Source organism: Chryseobacterium panacisoli (assembly GCF_008274625.1).
Classification (GTDB): Bacteria; Bacteroidota; Bacteroidia; order Flavobacteriales; family Weeksellaceae; genus Chryseobacterium; species Chryseobacterium panacisoli.
The window spans coordinates 51,425-71,689 of the sequence record NZ_VTRU01000006.1 but is presented as its reverse complement, the minus strand read 5'-3'; the positions used below and the strand labels follow the sequence as shown (position 1 = coordinate 71,689).

Here is a 20,265-nt window from a genome sequence, read left to right as displayed (position 1 = left end):
AAAAACTCCGGGAGCCTTTCCCGGAGTTTTCGTTTTGCTGTCAAAATGTATTTAATCTAATCCAATGGCTAATCCGAATATGAGTGCTTTATCATTTTTGAAATAACTGTCTTTAAAGAAATTGCTGAAATCTTTTTTAACAAACAGACTGAAACTGTTGTATGAGAATGTGATCTGTGCCCCGTATACAAAAGGATTCACCTGGTAGTTTCCGCGGTCTCTTGTCTCTCCATCATTTCCTTTGACAATATTGTTGGTAGACATTTTCACCCCGCCATACACATTGGCTCCTATTTTAAATCCTGTGTAATAACTGCGGTACTGGATATCCATTCCTGCATTTTTAAGTTTGGAAAAGTTATACTGCATCCCAAGAGGAACCATAATATATCCTGTTCTCAGTTTACTTTTATCAAGGTTACCGTTGTACTGAGCCAAAGCCACTCCCTGATCTGCACTTCTTGTAAACAGCATATTATTATCAGCTCTAAGGGTTCTCCATGAGAATCCTAATCCGGAAATAACCGCCCACGGACTTGTTCTGCTAAGCTGGTAATTCAGTTTCAGACCAAATTCCAGATTATTGGCATATCCTATGTTTTTATCCAGTTCATTATCAGGAGAGCTATTTGTGAGGGTCATAATTCCGTAAGAGAAATAGCCTGTAAAGCTTCTGCTGGGGCGAAATTTTTTCAACAGTTTTTCTTTAAGCTCTTCTTTGGAGGTAACATCTGTGTTCAAAAGTGAATATCTTACCTGCTTCTGAATAACGTCATCAAGATCAAATCCAAGTTCCTCTATTCTTTTGTCCATTTTCTCAGAATAGCGGTCTGCAATTTGGGCTTTTTCTCTGTCAAATTCTATTTTATCAAGATTTCTTGCCTGCAAAACAACCAATTCTTCTTCCATCAGTTTCTTTTCTTCCTGAATAATGGTATTGATCTTTGTGGCATATTCTTCCACTTTCTCTTTTACAATAGGGCTTACCTCAGTATCTTTTTTAGAAGACAGGTTAATATTCAAAGCTTTTTGTGCATGGAATGATGCTGAAATAGAGCATAACAATCCCATTACGATTAATTTCTTGATCATATTATTAATTTTTAATTTTTTACAAACAAACTATCTGGCATTCAGATCAATAGTGGTAGCCACATTACTTCCATCCTTTGTTTTTTCGATAACATCTTTATGTTCTACCGAAAAAAGGAGGGTAGAAGGGTCTACATATTTTTTCTTTTTAACCGGAGTTTTTAAAGAATCGGCTTTTGCTATGAGTTTAGGATTAGAAATCTGGGGAATCTCCAGTTTTTTCACTACGGTTTCTTTGGGAATAAGTTTATTTTGGCCTATTGCTACTGCAGAAATCACTTCTTCTTTATCTGGGGCAAGCGTTTTCTTTACTTCCTTTTTATCATTCTTCTGAGCGGCCAGAGGTGCATTATATTGAGACGGGCTTTTTATGATTTCATCTGTTTTATTTTCTTCTGCTTTCTTCACTATTTCAGGTTGAATTTCTGAAGGCTGATTGAGAAAAAACAGAACAGCTCCTAAACTCAGTGTCAAGATCAAACAGGCAGCCACTACAGCCCAGTTCATTTGTGATTTGGGACGGCTATTGCTGCTGTTTTGAAACTCAATTTCAGACCACAGATCCCGGGACGGAGCAATCTCTCTTTCTTCGATCTGTTTTTTGATCTGGCATTCAATAGTATCTTTAGACGTTTTCATTTTTCACTTTTTTTTGTTGTTGAAAGTAGATCTTTCTTAATTTTTCTTTTGCTCTGAACAGCTGTGTTTTGCTGACAGCCATTGAAATCTGCAAAGTATCAGCAATTTCCTGATGAGAATATCCTTCCAGCACATACAGGTTAAAAACCATCCTATAGGCGTCGGGAAGCTGATCCAAAAGCTCCTGTGCATTAAAATCACAATCAATCTCCGGTTCGTGGATGTCTTCATGGAAAGATTGGTTGATCTCATCAAGATAGAATACTGTTTTATGACTTTTGATAAAATTCAGACATTCATTCACAACTATTTTTCTTGCCCAGCTATCCAGGTTCGACTCTCCTCTGAAGCTTTCTATGTGCTTAAAAATTTTACAGAACGCTTTAATGAGACAATCTTCAGCCTGATACAAATCGCTCACATAGCTTTTGCTTACACTCAGAAATCTCTTTACATTCTGTTCATAGAAAATCTTCTGTGCAGCCGGATCCTGTTTTTTCAGGAGGCTCAACAAATCATTCTTTTTATTTCCGAACAAAAGTTTCATGCTTATGCTGTTTCTATATTAAAGACAATGAAAACGAAAAAAGGTTACAACTTTTTTTAAATATTTTTTTTGATATGCTTAATTTAGTAAAGAAAGAAGGCTGCCTTAGAATGAGACAGCCTTTTATTTTATCCTGAGAATTCATCAAGCATATTTCTGGTAGGAACAAAGAAAAGCGCTCCTGTAACTGCTGTGCTGAAATCTAAAATTCTGTCATAATTTCCCGGAGGATCACCTATGAACATATTGGTCAACATTTTTCTGGTTGTTGTGAATGTGCTTGAATAGGCAATAAAATAGGTTCCGAACTCATTTGTGGAAGGATTCCCAAAAGGCATATTATCTCTGACAATTTTCAACTCTTCCTCATTTTCTCCTTCGATATTGGCTAAAGCAATGTGTGAATTGGAAGGCTTTACATGATCAGACATTTCAATATCGTTTTCTTTTGATCTCCCGATAACTTTCTCCTGATCTTCTGTTGACAGACTTTTCCAGGCGTCCATATTGTGCAGGTATTTCTGAACGAAAAGGTAGCTTCCGCCTTTGTACTGAAGGTCTTCATCTCCGATCTTTGCAAAATAATCACGGTCATCACCATGAGGATTCTCCGTTCCATCTACAAAACCCAAAATAGAGCGTGCATCCCAATATTTAAATCCATGAATTTCCAGAATACTTTCAGCTACTGAACTTAATAGCTTGGATATTTCAACAGCCATATCGAAAATAAGGCTTTTGTTGTCTGCTCTCAGGTGAAAATGAAGGTCCCCGGGCGTGGAGACTGCGGTATGCTTTATTCCTTTTATTTCTTCAAAATTGATCAATTCTTTTGGCAGAGGTGTCGGAAGTTCAAGTTTTCTCCATGCGTCAGCACCAATTCCCATTACACAGCTTGCTCTGCTGTCCGGAAAACGGTTAAACACTGAATTATTAAGATTTAACACCAAAGCGCATAGTTCCTGAAAAACGTCTTTCAGCTGTGGGCTGTCATTAAGTTTCCAGACCATGAAAATAGTGTTGCTGTTCGGATAATCCGTTACACTCTGTGATTCTATCGTATTCATACCTCTTTTTGTGGTATTAAATATCCGAAACAGAAACCTGATCTGCAAAATATTGTTCCAGATCTTTCAAAGTTTCCGGATTGGTCTGAATATCTTTTACCAAAAGGCCTTTGTTCACTACCACAATTCTGTTGCAGACTTCCGTTGTGTGGGAAAGATCATGGCTGGATATCAGAAAAGTAACACCATCCTGTTTTGATAATTCCTTGATCAGATTTTTCAGCTTAATTTGTGTAGACGGATCCAGGTTGGCAAAAGGCTCATCAAGAATAATAATTTCGGGATTCCCGATAATTGCCCCTACAATTCCTACTTTTTTCTGATTCCCTTTTGAAAGGTCGCGGACATATTTCCCGGATTTAAGGATTTCTCCATTGAAAAAATCATGAAAAGGTTTCAGAAATTCATCTACTGATGCTTTGTTCTGCCCTCTCAATTCCCCAATGAAGTAAAAATATTCCTCAGGGGTAAGATATCCGATAAGAAAAGTATCGTCTACAAAGGCTGAAACTTTATTTTTCCATGCTTCAGATTCGTTCACTTTAATTCCGTCAATACTTACAGAACCTGTTGTAGCCTGAATCAAATCCAGCATCAGGCTGAAAAGGGTTGTTTTTCCTGCACCGTTATTTCCTACGAGGCCAAATGTTTCCCCGTTTGGAATTTCAAGATGTTCGATATTAAGAACCGTTGCTGTTCCGTATGTTTTGGATAAATTTTGTATGTTGATCATGGTTTAACTTATATTTTTAAATGCATCCAGCGTGCTGTATTTTTCTTTCTTGTAAAGTTTTACGATAATATTGAAGATTTTCTCTCTCAGGAAAAATCCTATAACCCCGATAATGGCAATGCTTATTACGCCTCCAGTAATTCCCCATAAATATTTTGTTAAAGCAAATACCCCCATTGGAAGAAGCATTTTAGGAATCAGCAGAAGCATAGCGATCATATTGAAGCTGCCTTTCTGTCCCAATCTTTTTTCTTTTGTATTAAGGTCAATCTGAGTTTTATTGAAAGCTCCGGACCACAAGGTAAACTGAGAATTCACACCAATATTATATAATCCTGCTGCAAAAAAGGTCACGTAGACTTCCCAGCCGAAGTATGCATAGCAAAGAGCAATAATGATAGAAATTCCCGTTACGATATTCATCAGCCACCATTTCGCTTTTAAATATTCTTTATAGGGAACATTCAGGGTCATCATCAATGGATAATATGAGCTGTCAAAAGCAGGTACTCTCTGGCCAAACAGAAACTGAAAACCTCCTGTCACAAAAAGGCCCATCACCATCATCATCGCCGGAGTTTTGTAGAGTGAAGAGCTAAACATCAGCAATCCATAGAACAGAAACATAAAGCTTCCAAACAGAACCCCTTTGGTGACTTTATTACGTCTCAGCATTTTAATATCATTATTAATAAATGTTCCGATAACTCCGTATTTATTCAGGAAAGCTATATTTTCTGTTTTTCCGACTGTTTTCTTTGCTTCAAGTCCTTGATCAAGATAAAATTCATTGCGCAGGTACCGGAAACAAATCCACCACAGTATTATGAACAACGCAACAGGTACCAATGCAAAGTAAGGTTTCTCATAGAAACTGAAGAAAACAGACTCAGAGTAAGACAGAACCGGAATTATTTTATAATATCCCAACATTCCTATACCCAAAAAGCATACTCCTATGATCACCGCCAGTGTTTCTTTACCGTTGAAGAAAATATTGATAAAGTTATTCAGATAGAGTAATGAAATTACACCTATAAGCCATACCAATATTCCCAAGATATTATATCCGTTGAATAGAGCAATCAATGAAAATGTGATAAAGAATAGAGAACTCAGCCAGCTGAATGCGGAAAGAAAAGTTTTGGCCAGCATATAATTAACCAATGTATTCTTCCTGATATTCATGGTGAGAAATGGCTTTATATTCTGTGTAGGAATCTCCTGCCATAGATACTTAAGAACGAGATCAATAATCCAGGCAACAATCATGAATTTTGAAACCACCTTTACAGGATTCTGATGTATCTCCTCCTGCACATAGAAAAAAGCAATAAAAGCTCCACCTACAAGACAACCCACGAAATAAAGTATTCCAATAAAGCGGAGGATTTTCATGGTCAGATTGATCCCTAAAGATGTACCACGGAAGAAGCTTTTTATTTCAAGCTTAAGGAACTTTAGAAACATATGTTAGTTTTTTACATTAGTAAATATAATGTAAAATATGTTACAAGTTTTTAAAGAAAAATAGATTTATATAGTTATCCAATAAGCTCTTTTGCCTGTGCCAGAGCAGCTTCCGTAATTTTGCTTCCGGAAAGTAACTGAGCAATTTCGTTCAGCTTTTCTTCGTTGCTCAAAGGAATTATAGTAGATTGTGTTCTGCCGGAAATATCCTGCTTTACCACTTTATAGTTATCATTTCCTTTTGCAGCAACCTGCGCCAGGTGTGAAATAACGATCAGCTGCATGTCTTCAGACATTTCTCTCATAAGGTTTCCGATCTCTTCGGCAACTTTTCCTGAAACTCCGGTATCAATTTCGTCCAGAATTAAAGTTGGCAATTCATCACTTTCCGCAATAATCTTTTTTACGGCCAGCATTACCCTTGATCTTTCTCCTCCGGAAATTGCAGTCTGAATTGGTTTTAAAGGAAAACCTGAATTGGCCTGGAACAGCAGCTGAATATTTTCTTTTCCAAACTGATTGAATTCTTCAGCATCCTGCAGTTCTATATCAACTTTTGCTTTTTCTAGACCTAATTTTTTCAGCAGGCCTTCCGCTTTCCTTATGAAGACAGGAATATTTTTGTGCCTGTTCTTAGAAAGCTTTCCAGCGAGACTTTGTAGTGTTTTTTCTTTGTGAGAAATATTTTCTTCAGTTTCTTCAATCTGCGTTTCCAGTTCAGAAGCACCTTTCTGATCACCTGCCAGCTGGTTTCTGATCCCAATTAATTCATTGATATCCGAAACACTATGTTTAAGAAACAGAGCGTTTATTTTATTATTCAGATCAGTAAGATATCCAAGGTTTTCAGGATTGGTTTCAACTCTTTCGGCTGCATGTTCCAGTTCGGAAATAATATCTTTCAGCTCTACGAAAGAAGTTTCCAGTCTTTCATCAAGTTCTGCAAAACTGGTAGAAACTTCCGAAATTTTTGAAAGCTTATGGGTAGCTTCATGAAAGAAAGACAGAATCCCTATTTCTTCCTGATGGAATCTGGACAGGATCTGACCTACGTTTTCGGAAATCATCCCTGCATTTTCCTGAATAGAAAGCTGGTTCTGAACCTCTTCATAGTCTACATCATCAAGTTTCAGTTCTTCCAGCTCATTGAGCAAAAATTCTTTATAATCACTTTCTTTATTGGCTTCTGACAATTGAGTTTTCAGTTTTTTCAACAGCATTTTCAGGCTTTGAAAGTCAGAAAATTCCTTCTGATACTCGTCAATAATTTTTTTATTCTCAGAAAGTCCGTCAATAATTTTAAACTGATATTCTGAAGTAAAAAGATTGGATGTTTCAAACTGGGAATGAATATCAATCAGCTGTGAGGAAAGTTCTTTGAGAATATCCAGCGTTACCGGTACATCATTGATAAAGGCACGGGATTTCCCTGATGGCAGAATCTCTCTTCTTATAATCGTCTGAAGTTCATAGTCCAGATCATTTTCGATAAAAAATTTCTTAAACTGGTTGTTCAGGGAAAATTCGGTTTCCACAACGCTTTTCTCTTCGGCTTTGGCAATGGATTTTACATCTGCTCTTTCACCTAAAATAAGCCGGAGCGCTCCTAAAATAATAGATTTACCCGCACCCGTTTCACCGGTAATAACCTGTAAACCATTATTCAGAGATACTTCAAGAGTATCAATCAGGGCAAAGTTTTTAATGTAAATTCTCGAAAGCATTGATAATCCGGTTATGATCCAATTTGAGTTTGAACTGTAAAAATAAAGTTTTTTTTTAATGAATTGAGAAAATGTTTAGGTGCTTTCTGTTCATTACACTTTCCACTTATTCCACTTATTATCAATATTTTTTGGTGAAAGAATAATCATTGTCTGTTTAAGATCATTCAGAATCAAACCTCCATTATTTCCGGAATTGAATATATTGAAGATCTCATCACTTTTTGTATCCATGAACAGGTTGAAGAAAAATGCCTGCTGAAATGTGTTCTCGTACATTTTCAATTGCATCAGGGCATCAAAGATTACTTTTTTTCCGGCAGTCTGATCCTGGTTGAAAAGGTTATCCATTCCGGCTCTGTGGTAAGTATAAATAGTAGAACGCAACTGGTTCCAGTTAGGATTCATAATTTCATTAATTAATATAGAGCGGCTTCGTGGCTCATTGATGGTATTCCAGCCTTCATAGTTCCTGTTCTGGGAATTCTGTGCAATCTGCTGTGCTTTTGAGTACCATTGAGATCCTCCCATAGACTGGAAGCTATCTGCATCTATCCCCAAAATAAGGTAAATATAGAAGCTGACCACATCCGTAAGATTTTTTCCTGAAAACTGTCTTTCATTAAAAATAAGACTTTCATTTTCAATATATTCAAAGCCGAACCTCTGATCCTGAAGATTGATTAAAGGGGATTCGTAAGTTGTATTGTAAACAGGGCGCATAGCCTGAACAACAATGGATCCTTTGAATCTGTTTCCATCTCTTTCTCCGATAACAACAGAAAAACCACATTTTATTTTTTCAAAATTCTGAAGCTTTTTCCCTGTCCAGCTGGTATTATTGATAAAATCCCTGAGACTTTTTTCCAATGCTTTATATGCCTGCTGATTACTTCCTCCTACCTGTTGAGAATTTACCTGAACGGTTGCCAACAGTTCCTGAGAAAAACTTTGGGTATAGATAAAAAACAGAAAAAATAAACTTATAATTTTTTTCATTGTCTATTAAAAATTGAGAACGGAAATTTATTAAAATTATTTTAAAAGTTGAGACTCAACAAAATTGAGAATATCTTTCGCTACATCATCTTTAGATTTCAGATCGAATTCTTTTTTCTCTGTTTTGGTAAATATCCTTATTTTATTGGTATCATTCTTAAATCCGGCACCTTCGTCACGCAGAGAATTTAATACAATCATATCAAGGTTTTTCTTTTCCAGTTTTCCTTTTGCATTTTCTTCTTCATTTTGAGTTTCCAGGGCAAATCCTACCAAAAACTGGTGAGTTTTCTTTTCACCCATCGTTTTAAGGATATCCGGATTCTTCACCAGCTCAATGGTCAGGTTATCATCGTTTTTCTTGATCTTTTCTTTAGCCACTTCTTTTGGGGCGTAATCTGCCACTGCTGCACTTGCAATACCGATGTCTACGCTTTCATAAAACTCAAATACTTTTGCCAGCATTTCTTTTGCTGAAGTTACTTTATGAAGCTCCACATTGGGATCATGAATAGTCTGGAAACTCGGTCCTGAAATAAGAATCACTTTTGCTCCTCTTTTTGAGGCTTCTTCTGCAAGAGAAAATCCCATTTTTCCGGATGAATGATTTCCGATGAATCTTACAGGATCTATCGCTTCATAAGTAGGACCGGCTGTAATTAAAACTGTTTTTCCTTCAAGGCTATTGGAATGGCTGTTCGCAGTAAAATAATTTTCAACAGTATTAAAAATCGTTGACGGTTCTGCCATTCTTCCCTGCCCAACCAGTCCGCTTGCCAGTTCACCACTTTCTGCTGGAATGATAATGTGTCCAAAACTTTCTGCAAGCTCCAGATTCTTCTTTGTGGAAGGATGTATATACATATCAAGATCCATTGCAGGTGCTATGAAAACCGGGCATTTTGCAGACATGTAAGTGGCAATAACCAGATTATCACACATCCCGTGAATCATTTTAGACAGTGTATTGGCCGTACAGGGAGCTACAATCATAATATCTGCCCACAATGCCATTTCCACATGACTGTTCCATGTTCCGTTATCGCTGTAAAACTCTGAATACACTGGTTTTCTGGATAGTGTAGACAGGCTTAGTTTTGTCACAAAATGTTCTGCATCAGGAGTCATAATAACCTGTACTTCAGCTCCTTTTTTCACAAAATCCCTTATCAAAAAATGAATTTTGTAGGCCGCAATTCCACCAGAGACGGCGATAAGAATCTTTTTACCGGAAACACTCATTAAGTTCTAATTTTTTGAAATACTAAAATACTTATTTTTTACCACACAATCTGGCTTTAAAACGATAAAGGTCATAAAAGAACAGATTTCCTTTATGACCTTCATTTATAAAAATACAGAAGATTTATTTTCTCTCTTCTGTTTTTCTGAAATAAACATCTTCGTTTAACCACTCTTCAATAGCAATTGAAGTTGGCTTTGGAAGCTTTTCGTAATGTTTAGAGATCTCAATTTGTTCTCTGTTTTCGAAAACCTCTTCTAATGTAGAATTGTGAACCGCAAATTCATCTAATTTGTTGTGAAGTTCCGTACGGATCTCCGCATTGATCTGCTCTGCTCTCTTTCCCATGATAACAATAGCTTCATAGATTGAACCTACTTTATCTTCAATCTTATCTTTATCGTAAGTAATTGTATTTACTTCTGCTTTTGTATCTTTTACACTCATTTTGAGAAAATTATTTTTATTTTAAGATGGCAAATTTACGAATTATCTTTGAATTTTGAAAGTCGCTGCAGGAGGAGGGGTCTTAAGTGCCGCACTGTCCCTCTGTAACTGCATTGCTTTCTTTTCATTGCTAATCTGATCTTTAATCTGCTGCTCAGTTTTACCCTGATCTGCCAGTTTTTCAGCTTCTTTTTTCTGTCTTGCTGTCAAAGCTGCAATTTTTGCATCTGTTTCTTTTTTAACGACAGCAAAATGTTCTTTTTCTTTTTCCAGCTTTTCTCTAAGATCTGTCGCTGTTTTAGAATATTCTGTATTAGGAAGTTCTTTTTCTACAAATTTTGTATAAGTCAATGCACTCTCAATACGCTCAGCTTTAAGATTATAGATTGATTTCATCGCCAGTTCATAACGGGACTTCATGATATAATCATAAATTTTTGAACGAAGTTTTGTACTTGGGAAATCTTCCAGAACGTTTTCCAATGCTACATTCGCAGCTTTATATTCTCCCATTTTGAAGTATTGTCTTCCGTTTTCATAGGCTTTAAACTCAAGCTTATAAGACAACTCATCAATTAACTGGCTGATATTTTTAGATCTCTCGGAGTTTGGATAATTGTTCAGGAAATCCTGCAGCTCATTGATCGCCAGCTCTGTACTGGACTGATCTAAGTTATAATCCATAGACCCCTCATAATAGCACAGTGCAGACATGTAAGCTGCTTCTTCTGCTCTTGGATCCTTCGGAAAACTAACTGCAAAGTTTTTGAACTGGTGACCTGCCAGTTTATAACTCTTGTCATAATAGTTGGCATAAGCAGTGTTGAAACCTACATTAGGGAAATCATCTGTTCCTGCCACAAGATTTGCAAGTCTGTCATAAAGAGCCAATGCATTTTTCCACTTTTTCTTAGCAAAGTTTTCATTAGCTGCTTTCAAGATAAATTCTTTATCAGCACTCCTCATTGCTCTTTCCTGCTGGCTTACACAAGATGAAATCACCGCTACAGCAAAAAGACCTAAAATATATTTTTTCATATAAAAAGTTCAACAGTTTTCGGATTATACAGCCGATTTACTAATTTGCAAAAATATAACTTTTTTGCCAATAGATTTTTTTTTATGAATATTTAACGTAATTTTAGTCTGCAGCGTATCCCAAAATTGCAAAAACACTTAATAAAAGATTCATTCTTACCTTTTTCTCGGCTTCTTTGGTATAGGTTTCTTCGTTTTTACTCGGAACATACAGCTCATAAAAGTTTTTATTCCTGATGACAAATAAAGTGGATCCAATAATCATGGTAAGGATATCTTCAGGCTTTGGGGTAAAAGTAAAAACTCCAGAAGCTACTCCTTTTTTAATGACTTCATCCAGTTTTTTTACGAATAACTGATAGAAATCAAGCAATTCGTCTTTCAGGTTTTCCGTATGGCGAAGTTCCTGGGTAACAAACCCATGGAAATAGTTATACTTGAACAGCTGAGAAACGATATATTTAATCATCTCCCGCATCTGCATTTCCGGTTTCCCATCTTTGATGGTATCTGCAAATTCTGAAAAATTTTCTCTGGTCTTCAGCACCCTGTACTGATAGAGATAAGACATCATTTTCTCCTTAGAACCAAAGTAATAAGAGATCATAGCGACATTAATGTTGGCTTTGGAACAGATATCCCTTACAGAAGTTCCCTCATATCCTTTTTTAGCGATGAGCTCTTCTGCAATATCCAGTATGTGAATCTGTTTTTCCGTAAATTTTTTTTTCATGAAGTGCACTTTGAGTAAAGTTAAGAAATTTTTAACACATTTATAAACGATCGTTTAATAATTTTAAATTAAATCTGAAAAACACTATTTTTGAATATGGAGTTTTTTGATTTTCACCACCATAAAAAATATATCATAAACGGAATTTATAATCTGGACATTGAGCAAATCCCGCCCGATTCCCCTTATTCCATCGGCATTCATCCCAATGATATTGATATCAACAATACAGAACAGCAGTTTTCATGGATGAGAAACATGATCTCTGAAAACTGTTTTGCCATTGGTGAATGCGGGTTGGATTCTTTGGTTTCTACAGATCAGAAAATTCAGGAGGACGTTTTTTTAAGACAGATAAATATTGCAAATGAGATAAAAAAGCCTGTGATTATTCATTGTGTAAGAAAATTTTATGAGGTCATTTCTTTTAAAAAGAAGGCCGAACAGCCAATGATCATCCATGGTTTCAATAAAAAACGACAAATTGCTGAAGATCTTCTGAGCAATAATTTTTACCTGAGTTTTGGAAAAGCTGTTTTGTATAATTTATCTTTGCAGGATATTATAAAAAACACACCATTAGACAGAATCTTTTTAGAAACTGATAATGAAGATTTTAACATTGAAGAATTGTACATTAAAGTTTCGGAAATAAAAGCGATTTCCTTGGAACAACTGAATGAACAAATTTTAGAAAATTTACACTCAATAAAAAATGGATAAATACTGGCTGGAAAGAACTGAACTTTTGATAAAGGAAGAGGGGTTGGATAGGCTGATAAAAGCGAATGTGCTTGTTGTAGGTTTAGGCGGAGTAGGTTCTTTTGCCGCAGAATTTCTGGCGAGAGCCGGAATAGGAAACATGACCATTGTGGATGGTGATACAGTAGATATCACGAATATCAACAGACAGCTGCCTGCTTTACATTCTACTGTAGGAAAGCACAAGGTAGAAGTAGTTGCTGAAAGGCTTCTTGACATCAATCCCCAGCTTAATTTAACGAAAATCAATGAATTTCTGAATCCGGAAAGAATGGATGAAGTGTTGGATTCTGCAAAATTTGATTATGTTCTGGACTGCATCGATAGTGTTACTCCAAAACTTTCCCTGATTATCGCTGCTAAAAGGAGAAGGATAAGAATTGTAAGTTCAATGGGAGCTGGCGGAAAAACCGACCCAAGTAAAGTATTGGTAAGAGATATCAGCAAAACGGAGCACTGCCACCTAGCAAGACAGGTAAGAAAAAGGCTGAAAAAAGTAAAAATTGACAAAGGAGTCCGTTGTGTTTTTGCCAATGACATTCAGGATGAAGAAAGTTTGAAAATGACTGACGGAACCAATTATAAAAGATCTTTTTACGGAACAATAAGCTATATGCCTGCCATTTTCGGGCTGTACACCGCTTCAGAAGTCATCAATTATTTATTAAATCAGGATTAAAATACTTTCCACTTGTTTCGCAGATTGGTAAAAACGATTACGTGGATCAATCTGAGAAACTTGTAAAAAAACAAAAACAATATTTACAACTCCGTAAATGACAAATTCCAAGTATCCCAGAGCGGAAAAGCTCAAAAAAAATACAGAAATCAGTTTGCTTTTTGATAAGGGCAAATGGAGAACCAGTGGAAATCTGAGAATCATTATTCTGAAAGACAAGGCCACTCTTCCTGTAGATGCAAGCAGATTCGGGGTTTCTGTTTCAAAAAGATACTTTAAAAGAGCTGTACACAGAAATCGGATTAAAAGATTGCTGAGGGAATGCTACCGTCTGAATAAAGATTTATTTAAACAAGCTTTCGGAGAAAAAACGATGGCCATGCTATTTTGGGTATCTCCTGAGATGCCATCGAAATTTCAGGATGTGGAAGCTCAGTTTATAACGCTTTGTGAAGCGCAGAAAAAATAATTTCTCATTAGGATAAGAGATCTGTGAGGTATTTTAGATTATGCGAATCGGGCAGATTTTTTATTTTCACACAGATCGCACAGTTTTTACACAGATGATGGCGTAGATATTATCTTTTTATTCTACAACAGATCATGAGTGTTACTAATAGCTTGAATCTTATACCTCAAACTTAGAAATTAACAGTTCTTAATATCATATACTTTTTGTAATTTTAGGGAAAACAATAAATCTGAAAATTAATATGTTAGATAATATTCCCTATTTTTCTTATGCCATCAGTGCATTTATCGGAATCGGATTGGCCGCTGCTACCGGATTTCGGGTATTTCTCCCGATGTTTATTGTAAGTCTTGCGTCTTATTTCAACTGGATTCCTATGAATGAGCATTTTGAGTGGCTTTCAGGCCTTCCTGCGCTCATTACAACAGGAATTGCCACAGTGGCCGAAATCCTGGCCTATTACATCCCTTTTATTGATCATCTGCTGGATACGGGTTCTATTCCGATGGCAACGGTAGCGGGTTCTGTATTATTTGCCAGTCAGTTTGCTGAACTGGGAACATTTCCACAATGGGCGCTGGCGTTAATTGCCGGTGGCGGTACAGCAGCTACCATCAGCTCCGGGTTTGCAGGAATACGGGCCGCTTCTACGGCAACAACAGGAGGATTGGGAAATTCTGTGGTGGGAACTACGGAAACTGCCGGAGCAGGTCTTATGTCTGTTCTTGCTATGGCTGCACCGGTTATTGCAGCCATTCTTGCAATAATTATATTAATTCTTGTTATAGTTTTTGGGCGGAAGGTCTGGAAAAAATTACGAGGAAAAAATAATCCACAAAACTTATAAATCAAAAAAGGTACTGTTTAGAACAGTACCTTTTTTGATTTAATTTTTACTTCTGAAATCCTTGATATCCTGAATCTTAGATTCAAAATATTCTTTTTTCTCAGGACTCTTTTTGATTAGTATTTCAAACGCTTTTATTGCTTTTGTGTATAGTTTCTGTTCAAAATAAAGATTCGCCAATGTCTCTGTCATCAAATGCGAAATATCGTCATTCTTTTCTTTAACAACATAGGAACTTTCTTCTTTTAACTGGCTGATTCTAGGATTATTTTCAATGAAGGTTTCAATAGCCTTTTCTTTGATTTCTGATTTCTCCTTTTCGACCTTTTCAGTTCTGTCAATCTTTAGCCAGCTTTGCCAGGTATTGATAAAACCGGGAACATTACTGTCTAATTGCGGCTGCGTTGTATTCTTCATAGTAACTTCCTGTATTTGTTCTACAGGTTCTTCTTTAGCTTCCTTCTGCTTTTCTTCAACCTTGAGGGTAGAAATATCGGTTCCAAAGAAAGAAACATTCATCACAGGAACTTCTTCTTTCACCACAGCTTTATCGGTATTTTCTTCGGTTGTTTCAGTAGATGCAGAAAGCTTTCCGGCATCTTCCGAAGTTTCTTTTATTGTAGGCAGAGTTTCTTCCTGAACAGTTTCTGTAATGGCCTCAACTGTTTCTGATGGGGCTTGAATTTCAATTACTGATTTCTGTTCTTCTGCAGGAGGTATATCTGCCACCGGAGCTTTTGCTTCAGGAACTGACGCTTCTGCTGATTTGCTGATTAATGAATCGGGCATATTGGATTCCACATTCATAGGTTTCCAGGTTGGCTGAGCTTCAGGAATATCTTCTTCTTTTTCTTCTGGAATTTCAACTTTAACCTCTTCTTCAGGCAATTGATTTTCAACAATTTTTTCCTTTACAGGTTCTTCTTCCTTTATTTCCGCAGGCTTGTCCTCATTTGTTGACCAGAAATGGAAATTTTGGGTTTCTGCGAAGCTAATTTCGTGATCCGCAGTTGTTTCAGTTTCTAATTTTTCTTCTTGAACAACTGGTTTAGCCTCCTTCATCTTTTTCTCAACTTCTTCAATCAGGCGTCTCATTTCCTCCTCATGCTTATTGACATGGGACTGGGAAACTACAGCTGTTTCAGAAACTTCTTCGTTGTTGGCCTGGATTTTAACATCCGGCATGAATGAATCTGTTCCGTGGAAGCTTACTTCAGCTTCAGATACTTCTTCTACCGGCAAAAGCTCTTCATTCGCAGTTTCTTCTTTTTCAGCAGAAATCTGATCTTCATCGATAATGGTTTCTGCCGTAAAGTTTTCTCCGGCATTCTCTTCTACTTCAGCTTGTATTTCTTGTTGGGCAGGCTCTTCTTCAGAAACAGATATAGCTTCATTATTGTCTGATTCTATATTTAAAGGCTCTTCTGCAACTTCCTCAATATTTTCCTCTGATAGTAAAGGAGATACTTCATGGAAACTGACATTTTCCTCTTCGTCGATCTTTTCTTCTTCTTTTTCTGAAGAAATCTGATCTTCATGAATAATTGTTTCCGATGTAAAGTTTTCTTCTGATTTCTCTGTTTCAGATGGAATCTCTTCTTTTTGTTCCGTGACAGGTTCTGCTACAGATTCAGTCTTTTGGGTTACCAAAGTTCCTGATTCCAAAGTAGATTCAATATCTATTGTCTCAGAATTTTGTTCATCAAGGAAGTTTTCTTCTCCTTCAAATAAAATTCTGTTTCGTTCACCATTTACATAAATGTGTTTAACCTCATGTACAGTTGGTAAAACACATGCTGCCTCCTGTTCTTCTACTGATTTTTCCACAGAACCCTCCTCTTCTCTTTTAATAGGGAAAGACTTGGTTTTCTGGATCAATTGAGAAGGCTTTTCAATTGTCTTAGAAGGCTTTTTCTCTTCAACAATCTCTGATTGGGTCTCTTGCTTGATCTTTCCGTTGATCAACTGATACAAAATCTTTTTATCAGTAGTATAGGCCGCCGTTGTAGAAAGCTCTTTCTGATAATTTTCTTTTTCGTACAGATGTACTCCATACAGGTGAAGTGCCCTGATATTTTGAATATAAGGAAAAGTATGAATCTCTTCTTTCAAAAGACCAAGGTCCTCAGACTGAATATTTTTCGGATTTTTTATTAATTCTAAAACTCTCGGATTCATCTTACCAATTCGCTACAATGTCGTTAAATATCTTATTAATAATTCTATCTGTTACCAGCTTTACCTGCTGGTCTTCGATTTGACTTAGTGATACATCACTGTTGAAAGCTGCTTCATCGGAATAAGTTCTGTCGAAACTTGCATCCGGATGAATTTTGTTTTCATAATGCACTTTTACGGTAATCGTAAGTTTATTCTGGGCCTGCTGAATCACTCCACCAGAAGGGTTTGTCTGGGTATTGGAACTGATTGTGGTAGGAGTAATGGAATAGTCCGTAATTTCTCCTTCTATCAGGATATCTGGATTTTCTTTAGTTCCCTTCAGGGTTGTTCTCTGAAGGAATCTGTTTTGTATGGCTGTAGAAAACTGTTGGGATAATGCAGGATTTACAAGGGGTGCATTATTCGGAAATTCATTGATCTGAACGGTCTTTTCATCTGTAAGAGATGATCCCGTAAAGCTGTAGCATGAATGTAAAACCCCCAGCAATGCAAAAAGCATTACGGAAAGCAGTGACTGTTTCAGGCTGATATTTTTAATTTTAAAATTCATTTTTAGATCCAATTTCAATAATTTCATCATACTCAATTTGTTGAATAGCATCTTCATAAGCAAAATAGTTTGCCGTATATAAAAATGGAAGGGTAAGAAAAATTCCTATCCCACAGGCAACAATACCAATCTGTGCTAAAATACTTACTACTAATGAGAAAAGAAAAATTGACAACAGATTTCCTTTGGTCATTACTTTTGAAATATTCCAGGCTTCTTTTACTTCTATGATCCCTTTAAGACTGATTAATGGAATGATATAAAACCCCTTCAATACGAAGTAGTATATCGCCACCATCAATAAAAAAACGTAAGGAACCATAAAAAGAGCTACCATTGGGCTGGATTCATTATTCCCAGACATCGCTCCTGATATACTCAGCACAGCAAATAAAGGAATGTAAAGTAATAAAACACTTCCAAAAACAATTAACTGCAGCATAAAGTAAGGCATGAAGTCTTTAAAATCAAAGATATCTCCGGGACTTGCCGGCTGATTTCTGCTCAGCCTTTGAAGGTATTTATATAAATTACCCATGGCTAATAACCCACAGAACGGAATAATCGACATGATAAAGCACACTAAAAATGCTACAAAAATATTCCCGAAATCTTTCTTTAAAAGTTCTACCCCCTTATTAATATATTCTCCGAGCTTAAAATTGATTGGCTTAGGTTTTAAATTTACTTTCATTATTTATGTTGTGCTAATCTTCCAGGTTATATTGTTTTATTTTTCTGTATAAAGTTCTTTGTGAGATTCCCAACTCATCTGCAGCTCTGTTTCTACGTCCTTTATGCTTCTCCAGCGCTTTGATAATCAAATCTTTCTCGTTATTCTGCAGAGAAAGTGACTCTGGTCTGTTTTCTTCTACCTCAATATCTTCTATATCTTCATAGCTGTCATCAGGAGTCGAGATAATTGTAGGAGTCTGCACTACAGGTGCATCATTATTATTTTCAAAATAGACTAAAGACCCGGAATTCACCTGCGGCTGAGTTTCAGGGGTATAAATCCTGTTGATCAGGCTTTTCTCATGGCTGCTCAGATCTGCAGTTCCTCTGTTCTTAATCAATTCCGAAGTTAAGGATTTTAAATCATTAATATCATTCCTCATATCGAACAGAATTTTATACATGATTTCTCTTTCACTTCCAAAATCGTTCTGCTTAGGAGTATTCTGAGTGTTCACTACCATTGGAAGATGCGTTTCCATCGGAATGTACTCTGCAAGTTTCTCAGCAGTGATATTTCTGTTTCTTTCCACAACGGTCATCTGCTCCACCAGGTTTCTTAATTGACGGACGTTACCCGGGAAAGAATAGCTTTCTATATAATGAACTGCACTTTGTTCAAGTTCCAGCTCCGGCATTCTGTACTTTTCTGCAAAGTCTATGGCAAACTTCCGGAACAGCAGATGAATATCACCTTTTCTTTCTCTCAAAGGCGGCATATCAATCTGAACGGTATTCAAACGGTAATATAAATCTTCACGGAATCTTCCGTCATGAATTGCTTTCATCATATTAACGTTGGTAGCCGCTACAATTCTCACATTGGTTTTCTGTACCTGTGAAGACCCTACTTTCATAAATTCACCACTTTCCAGCACTCTCAAAAGACGAACCTGCGTCTGTAATGGCAGTTCTCCTACCTCATCCAAAAAGATCGTTCCTCCGTCAGCTACTTCAAAGTACCCTTTTCTTGTAGCCGTAGCTCCTGTAAAAGCTCCTTTTTCGTGCCCGAACAGCTCAGAATCTATGGTTCCTTCCGGAATTGCTCCACAGTTTACCACGATATAAGGCTGATGTTTTCTTTTGGATTCTGAATGGATAATTTTCGGAATAAATTCTTTTCCCACACCACTTTCCCCTATCACCAGGACAGAAATGTCTGTAGGTGCTACCTGAATAGATTTTTCCAGGGCCCGGTTGAGTGCCGGAAAGTTTCCGATAATTCCGAAACGGTTTTTTATGTTTTGTAACTCGTTGCTCATAAGTAAATTTTTGATTATTGATTTAATGTTACTCTTCTACAGCGTTTCAATCTCTTTTCTGTAGACTTTGTTGAAATGATGAGTGTAGACATCTTTCATCGTCTTCCCTTCATCATACGTTTGCAGGGCTAACATCTTTAAATCTAAATAATCTTTGTTTCTGATCTTAGAAACTTTACTCTTAAAGTATATGTTCTCGGCAAAGTTGTATTCTTTGCTTTGTTTTTCAAAATTTTCCAGGGCTTTGTCATACCTTCCCAGCTCAGAATAAGTAATCCCCAGCTGGTAATGATCAAACATTCCCTTCACATAACCTCTGGTTGCCAGAAGTCTTTCTATAATCCCCGTTGTTTTTTCTTTCTGTCCTAGCACACTGTAGGACATAACTCTTACTACATCAAGATTATAATCTCCGTTTTGAGACCTTCCTAAGTCTCCGGGATAATATTTTTTTAATGCATCTAAACCCTGAATAGCGCCTTTATAATCTCTTAAAAACTGAAACTTCGTCCAGCCTCTATAGCCAAGGTGTATTTGTGGATCTAAAGCAACTGCTTTATCAATTAAAATTTTCCAGGTAACGAAATCTCCGTTTTTAAGATATGGAACTGCTTTTTCCATATAAGCACGGGAGAAATCAGGGCACAATTCAATAGCTTTATCGAAGCCCTCCTGCGATTTTGCATATCCAGGTAAATCTGAAGCCCAGTTGTATAACTCACACGCTTTTTTGCAGTTCTCACCCTCTACTGCATTACAGTTGACCTGCGCAATAGTATTGGTGTAAACGATAAGTAACAAAAAGCTAAGGTAATACCTCTGAAACTTTTCCATTTTCAATTTTATAGGTTAAATACTGATAATAATCTACTTTTAAACCTTGTATCTCTTTCTGCATCCAGCCATCGAGTGATTTTGTAAACTGCAGCAATTTATTTTCCAATTCTTCATCCATAACAGTATCTTTCAGATCCGGGCTCATATGCTGTAATCTGAACAGGCCTGTCTTTCCTTCACAATTTACTAAAAATTTTACGGTAATATA

22 protein-coding genes are annotated in these 20,265 nt (G+C 36.6%); 4 read left to right on the top strand and 18 right to left on the bottom strand.

The window, feature by feature from the left end; genetic code table 11:
* Positions 1 to 51: 51 nt before the first annotated feature.
* The 12 genes from FW781_RS19330 to FW781_RS19275 form a co-directional block, all read right to left on the bottom strand.
* Positions 52 to 1,092: a porin family protein gene (locus FW781_RS19330; RefSeq protein WP_149388921.1), complete on the bottom strand. Its 1,041-nt coding sequence runs from the start codon at positions 1,090 to 1,092 to the stop codon at positions 52 to 54.
* A 30-nt stretch (positions 1,093 to 1,122) separates the two neighbouring features.
* Positions 1,123 to 1,731 (bottom strand): hypothetical protein, encoded by a 609-nt coding sequence (locus FW781_RS19325; RefSeq protein ID WP_149388920.1) that lies wholly within the window; start codon positions 1,729 to 1,731, stop codon positions 1,123 to 1,125.
* Entirely contained in the window at positions 1,718 to 2,278 is a 561-nt protein-coding gene (locus tag FW781_RS19320) for an RNA polymerase sigma factor (RefSeq protein ID WP_149388919.1), read from the bottom strand. The genes FW781_RS19325 and FW781_RS19320 overlap by 14 nt, the downstream gene beginning before the upstream one ends.
* A gap of 128 nt (positions 2,279 to 2,406) precedes the next feature.
* Entirely contained in the window at positions 2,407 to 3,345 is a 939-nt protein-coding gene (locus tag FW781_RS19315; RefSeq protein WP_149388918.1) for a Dyp-type peroxidase, read from the bottom strand.
* A 16-nt stretch (positions 3,346 to 3,361) separates the two neighbouring features.
* Positions 3,362 to 4,078 carry an ABC transporter ATP-binding protein gene (locus FW781_RS19310; RefSeq protein WP_149388917.1) on the bottom strand — a complete coding sequence of 239 codons (717 nt, stop codon included), beginning with the start codon at positions 4,076 to 4,078 and terminating at the stop codon, positions 3,362 to 3,364.
* A 3-nt stretch (positions 4,079 to 4,081) separates the two neighbouring features.
* Positions 4,082 to 5,548 (bottom strand): DUF5687 family protein, encoded by a 1,467-nt coding sequence (locus FW781_RS19305; protein WP_149388916.1) that lies wholly within the window; start codon positions 5,546 to 5,548, stop codon positions 4,082 to 4,084.
* 74 nt (positions 5,549 to 5,622) lie between these two features.
* On the bottom strand, positions 5,623 to 7,272 hold the full coding sequence (locus FW781_RS19300) for a DNA repair protein RecN (protein WP_149388915.1): 1,650 nt from the start codon (positions 7,270 to 7,272) through the stop codon (positions 5,623 to 5,625).
* A gap of 93 nt (positions 7,273 to 7,365) precedes the next feature.
* A complete protein-coding gene (porD, locus tag FW781_RS19295; protein ID WP_149388914.1) occupies positions 7,366 to 8,271 on the bottom strand; it encodes a type IX secretion system protein PorD in 906 nt (301 codons plus the stop codon).
* 36 nt (positions 8,272 to 8,307) lie between these two features.
* Positions 8,308 to 9,513 carry a bifunctional phosphopantothenoylcysteine decarboxylase/phosphopantothenate--cysteine ligase CoaBC gene (gene coaBC, locus FW781_RS19290; RefSeq protein WP_149388913.1) on the bottom strand — a complete coding sequence of 402 codons (1,206 nt, stop codon included), beginning with the start codon at positions 9,511 to 9,513 and terminating at the stop codon, positions 8,308 to 8,310.
* Between the two features lie 124 nt (positions 9,514 to 9,637).
* Positions 9,638 to 9,961, bottom strand: a complete 324-nt coding sequence (locus FW781_RS19285; protein ID WP_034681463.1) for a DNA-directed RNA polymerase subunit omega — start codon at positions 9,959 to 9,961, stop codon at positions 9,638 to 9,640.
* 42 nt (positions 9,962 to 10,003) lie between these two features.
* On the bottom strand, positions 10,004 to 10,999 hold the full coding sequence (locus FW781_RS19280) for an outer membrane protein assembly factor BamD (protein WP_149388912.1): 996 nt from the start codon (positions 10,997 to 10,999) through the stop codon (positions 10,004 to 10,006).
* A gap of 103 nt (positions 11,000 to 11,102) precedes the next feature.
* Positions 11,103 to 11,732 (bottom strand): TetR/AcrR family transcriptional regulator, encoded by a 630-nt coding sequence (locus FW781_RS19275; protein WP_027372956.1) that lies wholly within the window; start codon positions 11,730 to 11,732, stop codon positions 11,103 to 11,105.
* A 96-nt stretch (positions 11,733 to 11,828) separates the two neighbouring features.
* On the opposite strand from FW781_RS19275, the gene FW781_RS19270 reads away from it, so the two are divergent.
* From FW781_RS19270 to FW781_RS19255, 4 genes are all read left to right on the top strand, one after another.
* Positions 11,829 to 12,455: a TatD family hydrolase gene (locus FW781_RS19270; protein WP_149388911.1), complete on the top strand. Its 627-nt coding sequence runs from the start codon at positions 11,829 to 11,831 to the stop codon at positions 12,453 to 12,455.
* Positions 12,448 to 13,173 (top strand): tRNA threonylcarbamoyladenosine dehydratase, encoded by a 726-nt coding sequence (locus FW781_RS19265; protein WP_149388910.1) that lies wholly within the window; start codon positions 12,448 to 12,450, stop codon positions 13,171 to 13,173. The genes FW781_RS19270 and FW781_RS19265 overlap by 8 nt, the downstream gene beginning before the upstream one ends.
* A 97-nt stretch (positions 13,174 to 13,270) precedes the next feature.
* A complete protein-coding gene (rnpA, locus tag FW781_RS19260) occupies positions 13,271 to 13,642 on the top strand; it encodes a ribonuclease P protein component (protein WP_149388909.1) in 372 nt (123 codons plus the stop codon).
* Positions 13,643 to 13,886: 244 nt separating this feature from the next.
* A complete protein-coding gene (locus tag FW781_RS19255; protein WP_149388908.1) occupies positions 13,887 to 14,492 on the top strand; it encodes a DUF4126 domain-containing protein in 606 nt (201 codons plus the stop codon).
* A gap of 39 nt (positions 14,493 to 14,531) precedes the next feature.
* Here the strand turns inward: FW781_RS19255 and FW781_RS19250 are convergent, their stop codons facing one another.
* The 6 genes from FW781_RS19250 to FW781_RS22545 are packed head-to-tail and all read right to left on the bottom strand — an operon-like array spanning position 14,532 to position 20,202.
* Entirely contained in the window at positions 14,532 to 16,670 is a 2,139-nt protein-coding gene (locus FW781_RS19250; RefSeq protein WP_149388907.1) for a hypothetical protein, read from the bottom strand.
* 1 nt (position 16,671) lies between these two features.
* The gene (locus tag FW781_RS19245; RefSeq protein ID WP_149388906.1) at positions 16,672 to 17,223 is read right to left on the bottom strand and encodes an LptE family protein; all 552 of its coding nucleotides are present in this window, start codon (positions 17,221 to 17,223) and stop codon (positions 16,672 to 16,674) included.
* Entirely contained in the window at positions 17,213 to 17,917 is a 705-nt protein-coding gene (locus FW781_RS19240) for a hypothetical protein (protein WP_149388905.1), read from the bottom strand. Before FW781_RS19240 ends, FW781_RS19245 begins: the two co-directional genes overlap by 11 nt.
* A gap of 13 nt (positions 17,918 to 17,930) precedes the next feature.
* Positions 17,931 to 19,220 (bottom strand): sigma-54 interaction domain-containing protein, encoded by a 1,290-nt coding sequence (locus FW781_RS19235; protein ID WP_149388904.1) that lies wholly within the window; start codon positions 19,218 to 19,220, stop codon positions 17,931 to 17,933.
* A 36-nt stretch (positions 19,221 to 19,256) separates the two neighbouring features.
* Positions 19,257 to 20,054, bottom strand: a complete 798-nt coding sequence (locus FW781_RS19230) for a tetratricopeptide repeat protein (RefSeq protein ID WP_149388903.1) — start codon at positions 20,052 to 20,054, stop codon at positions 19,257 to 19,259.
* Entirely contained in the window at positions 20,026 to 20,202 is a 177-nt protein-coding gene (locus FW781_RS22545) for a hypothetical protein (RefSeq protein ID WP_172625767.1), read from the bottom strand. Before FW781_RS22545 ends, FW781_RS19230 begins: the two co-directional genes overlap by 29 nt.
* Between the last annotated feature and the right edge of the window lie 63 nt (positions 20,203 to 20,265).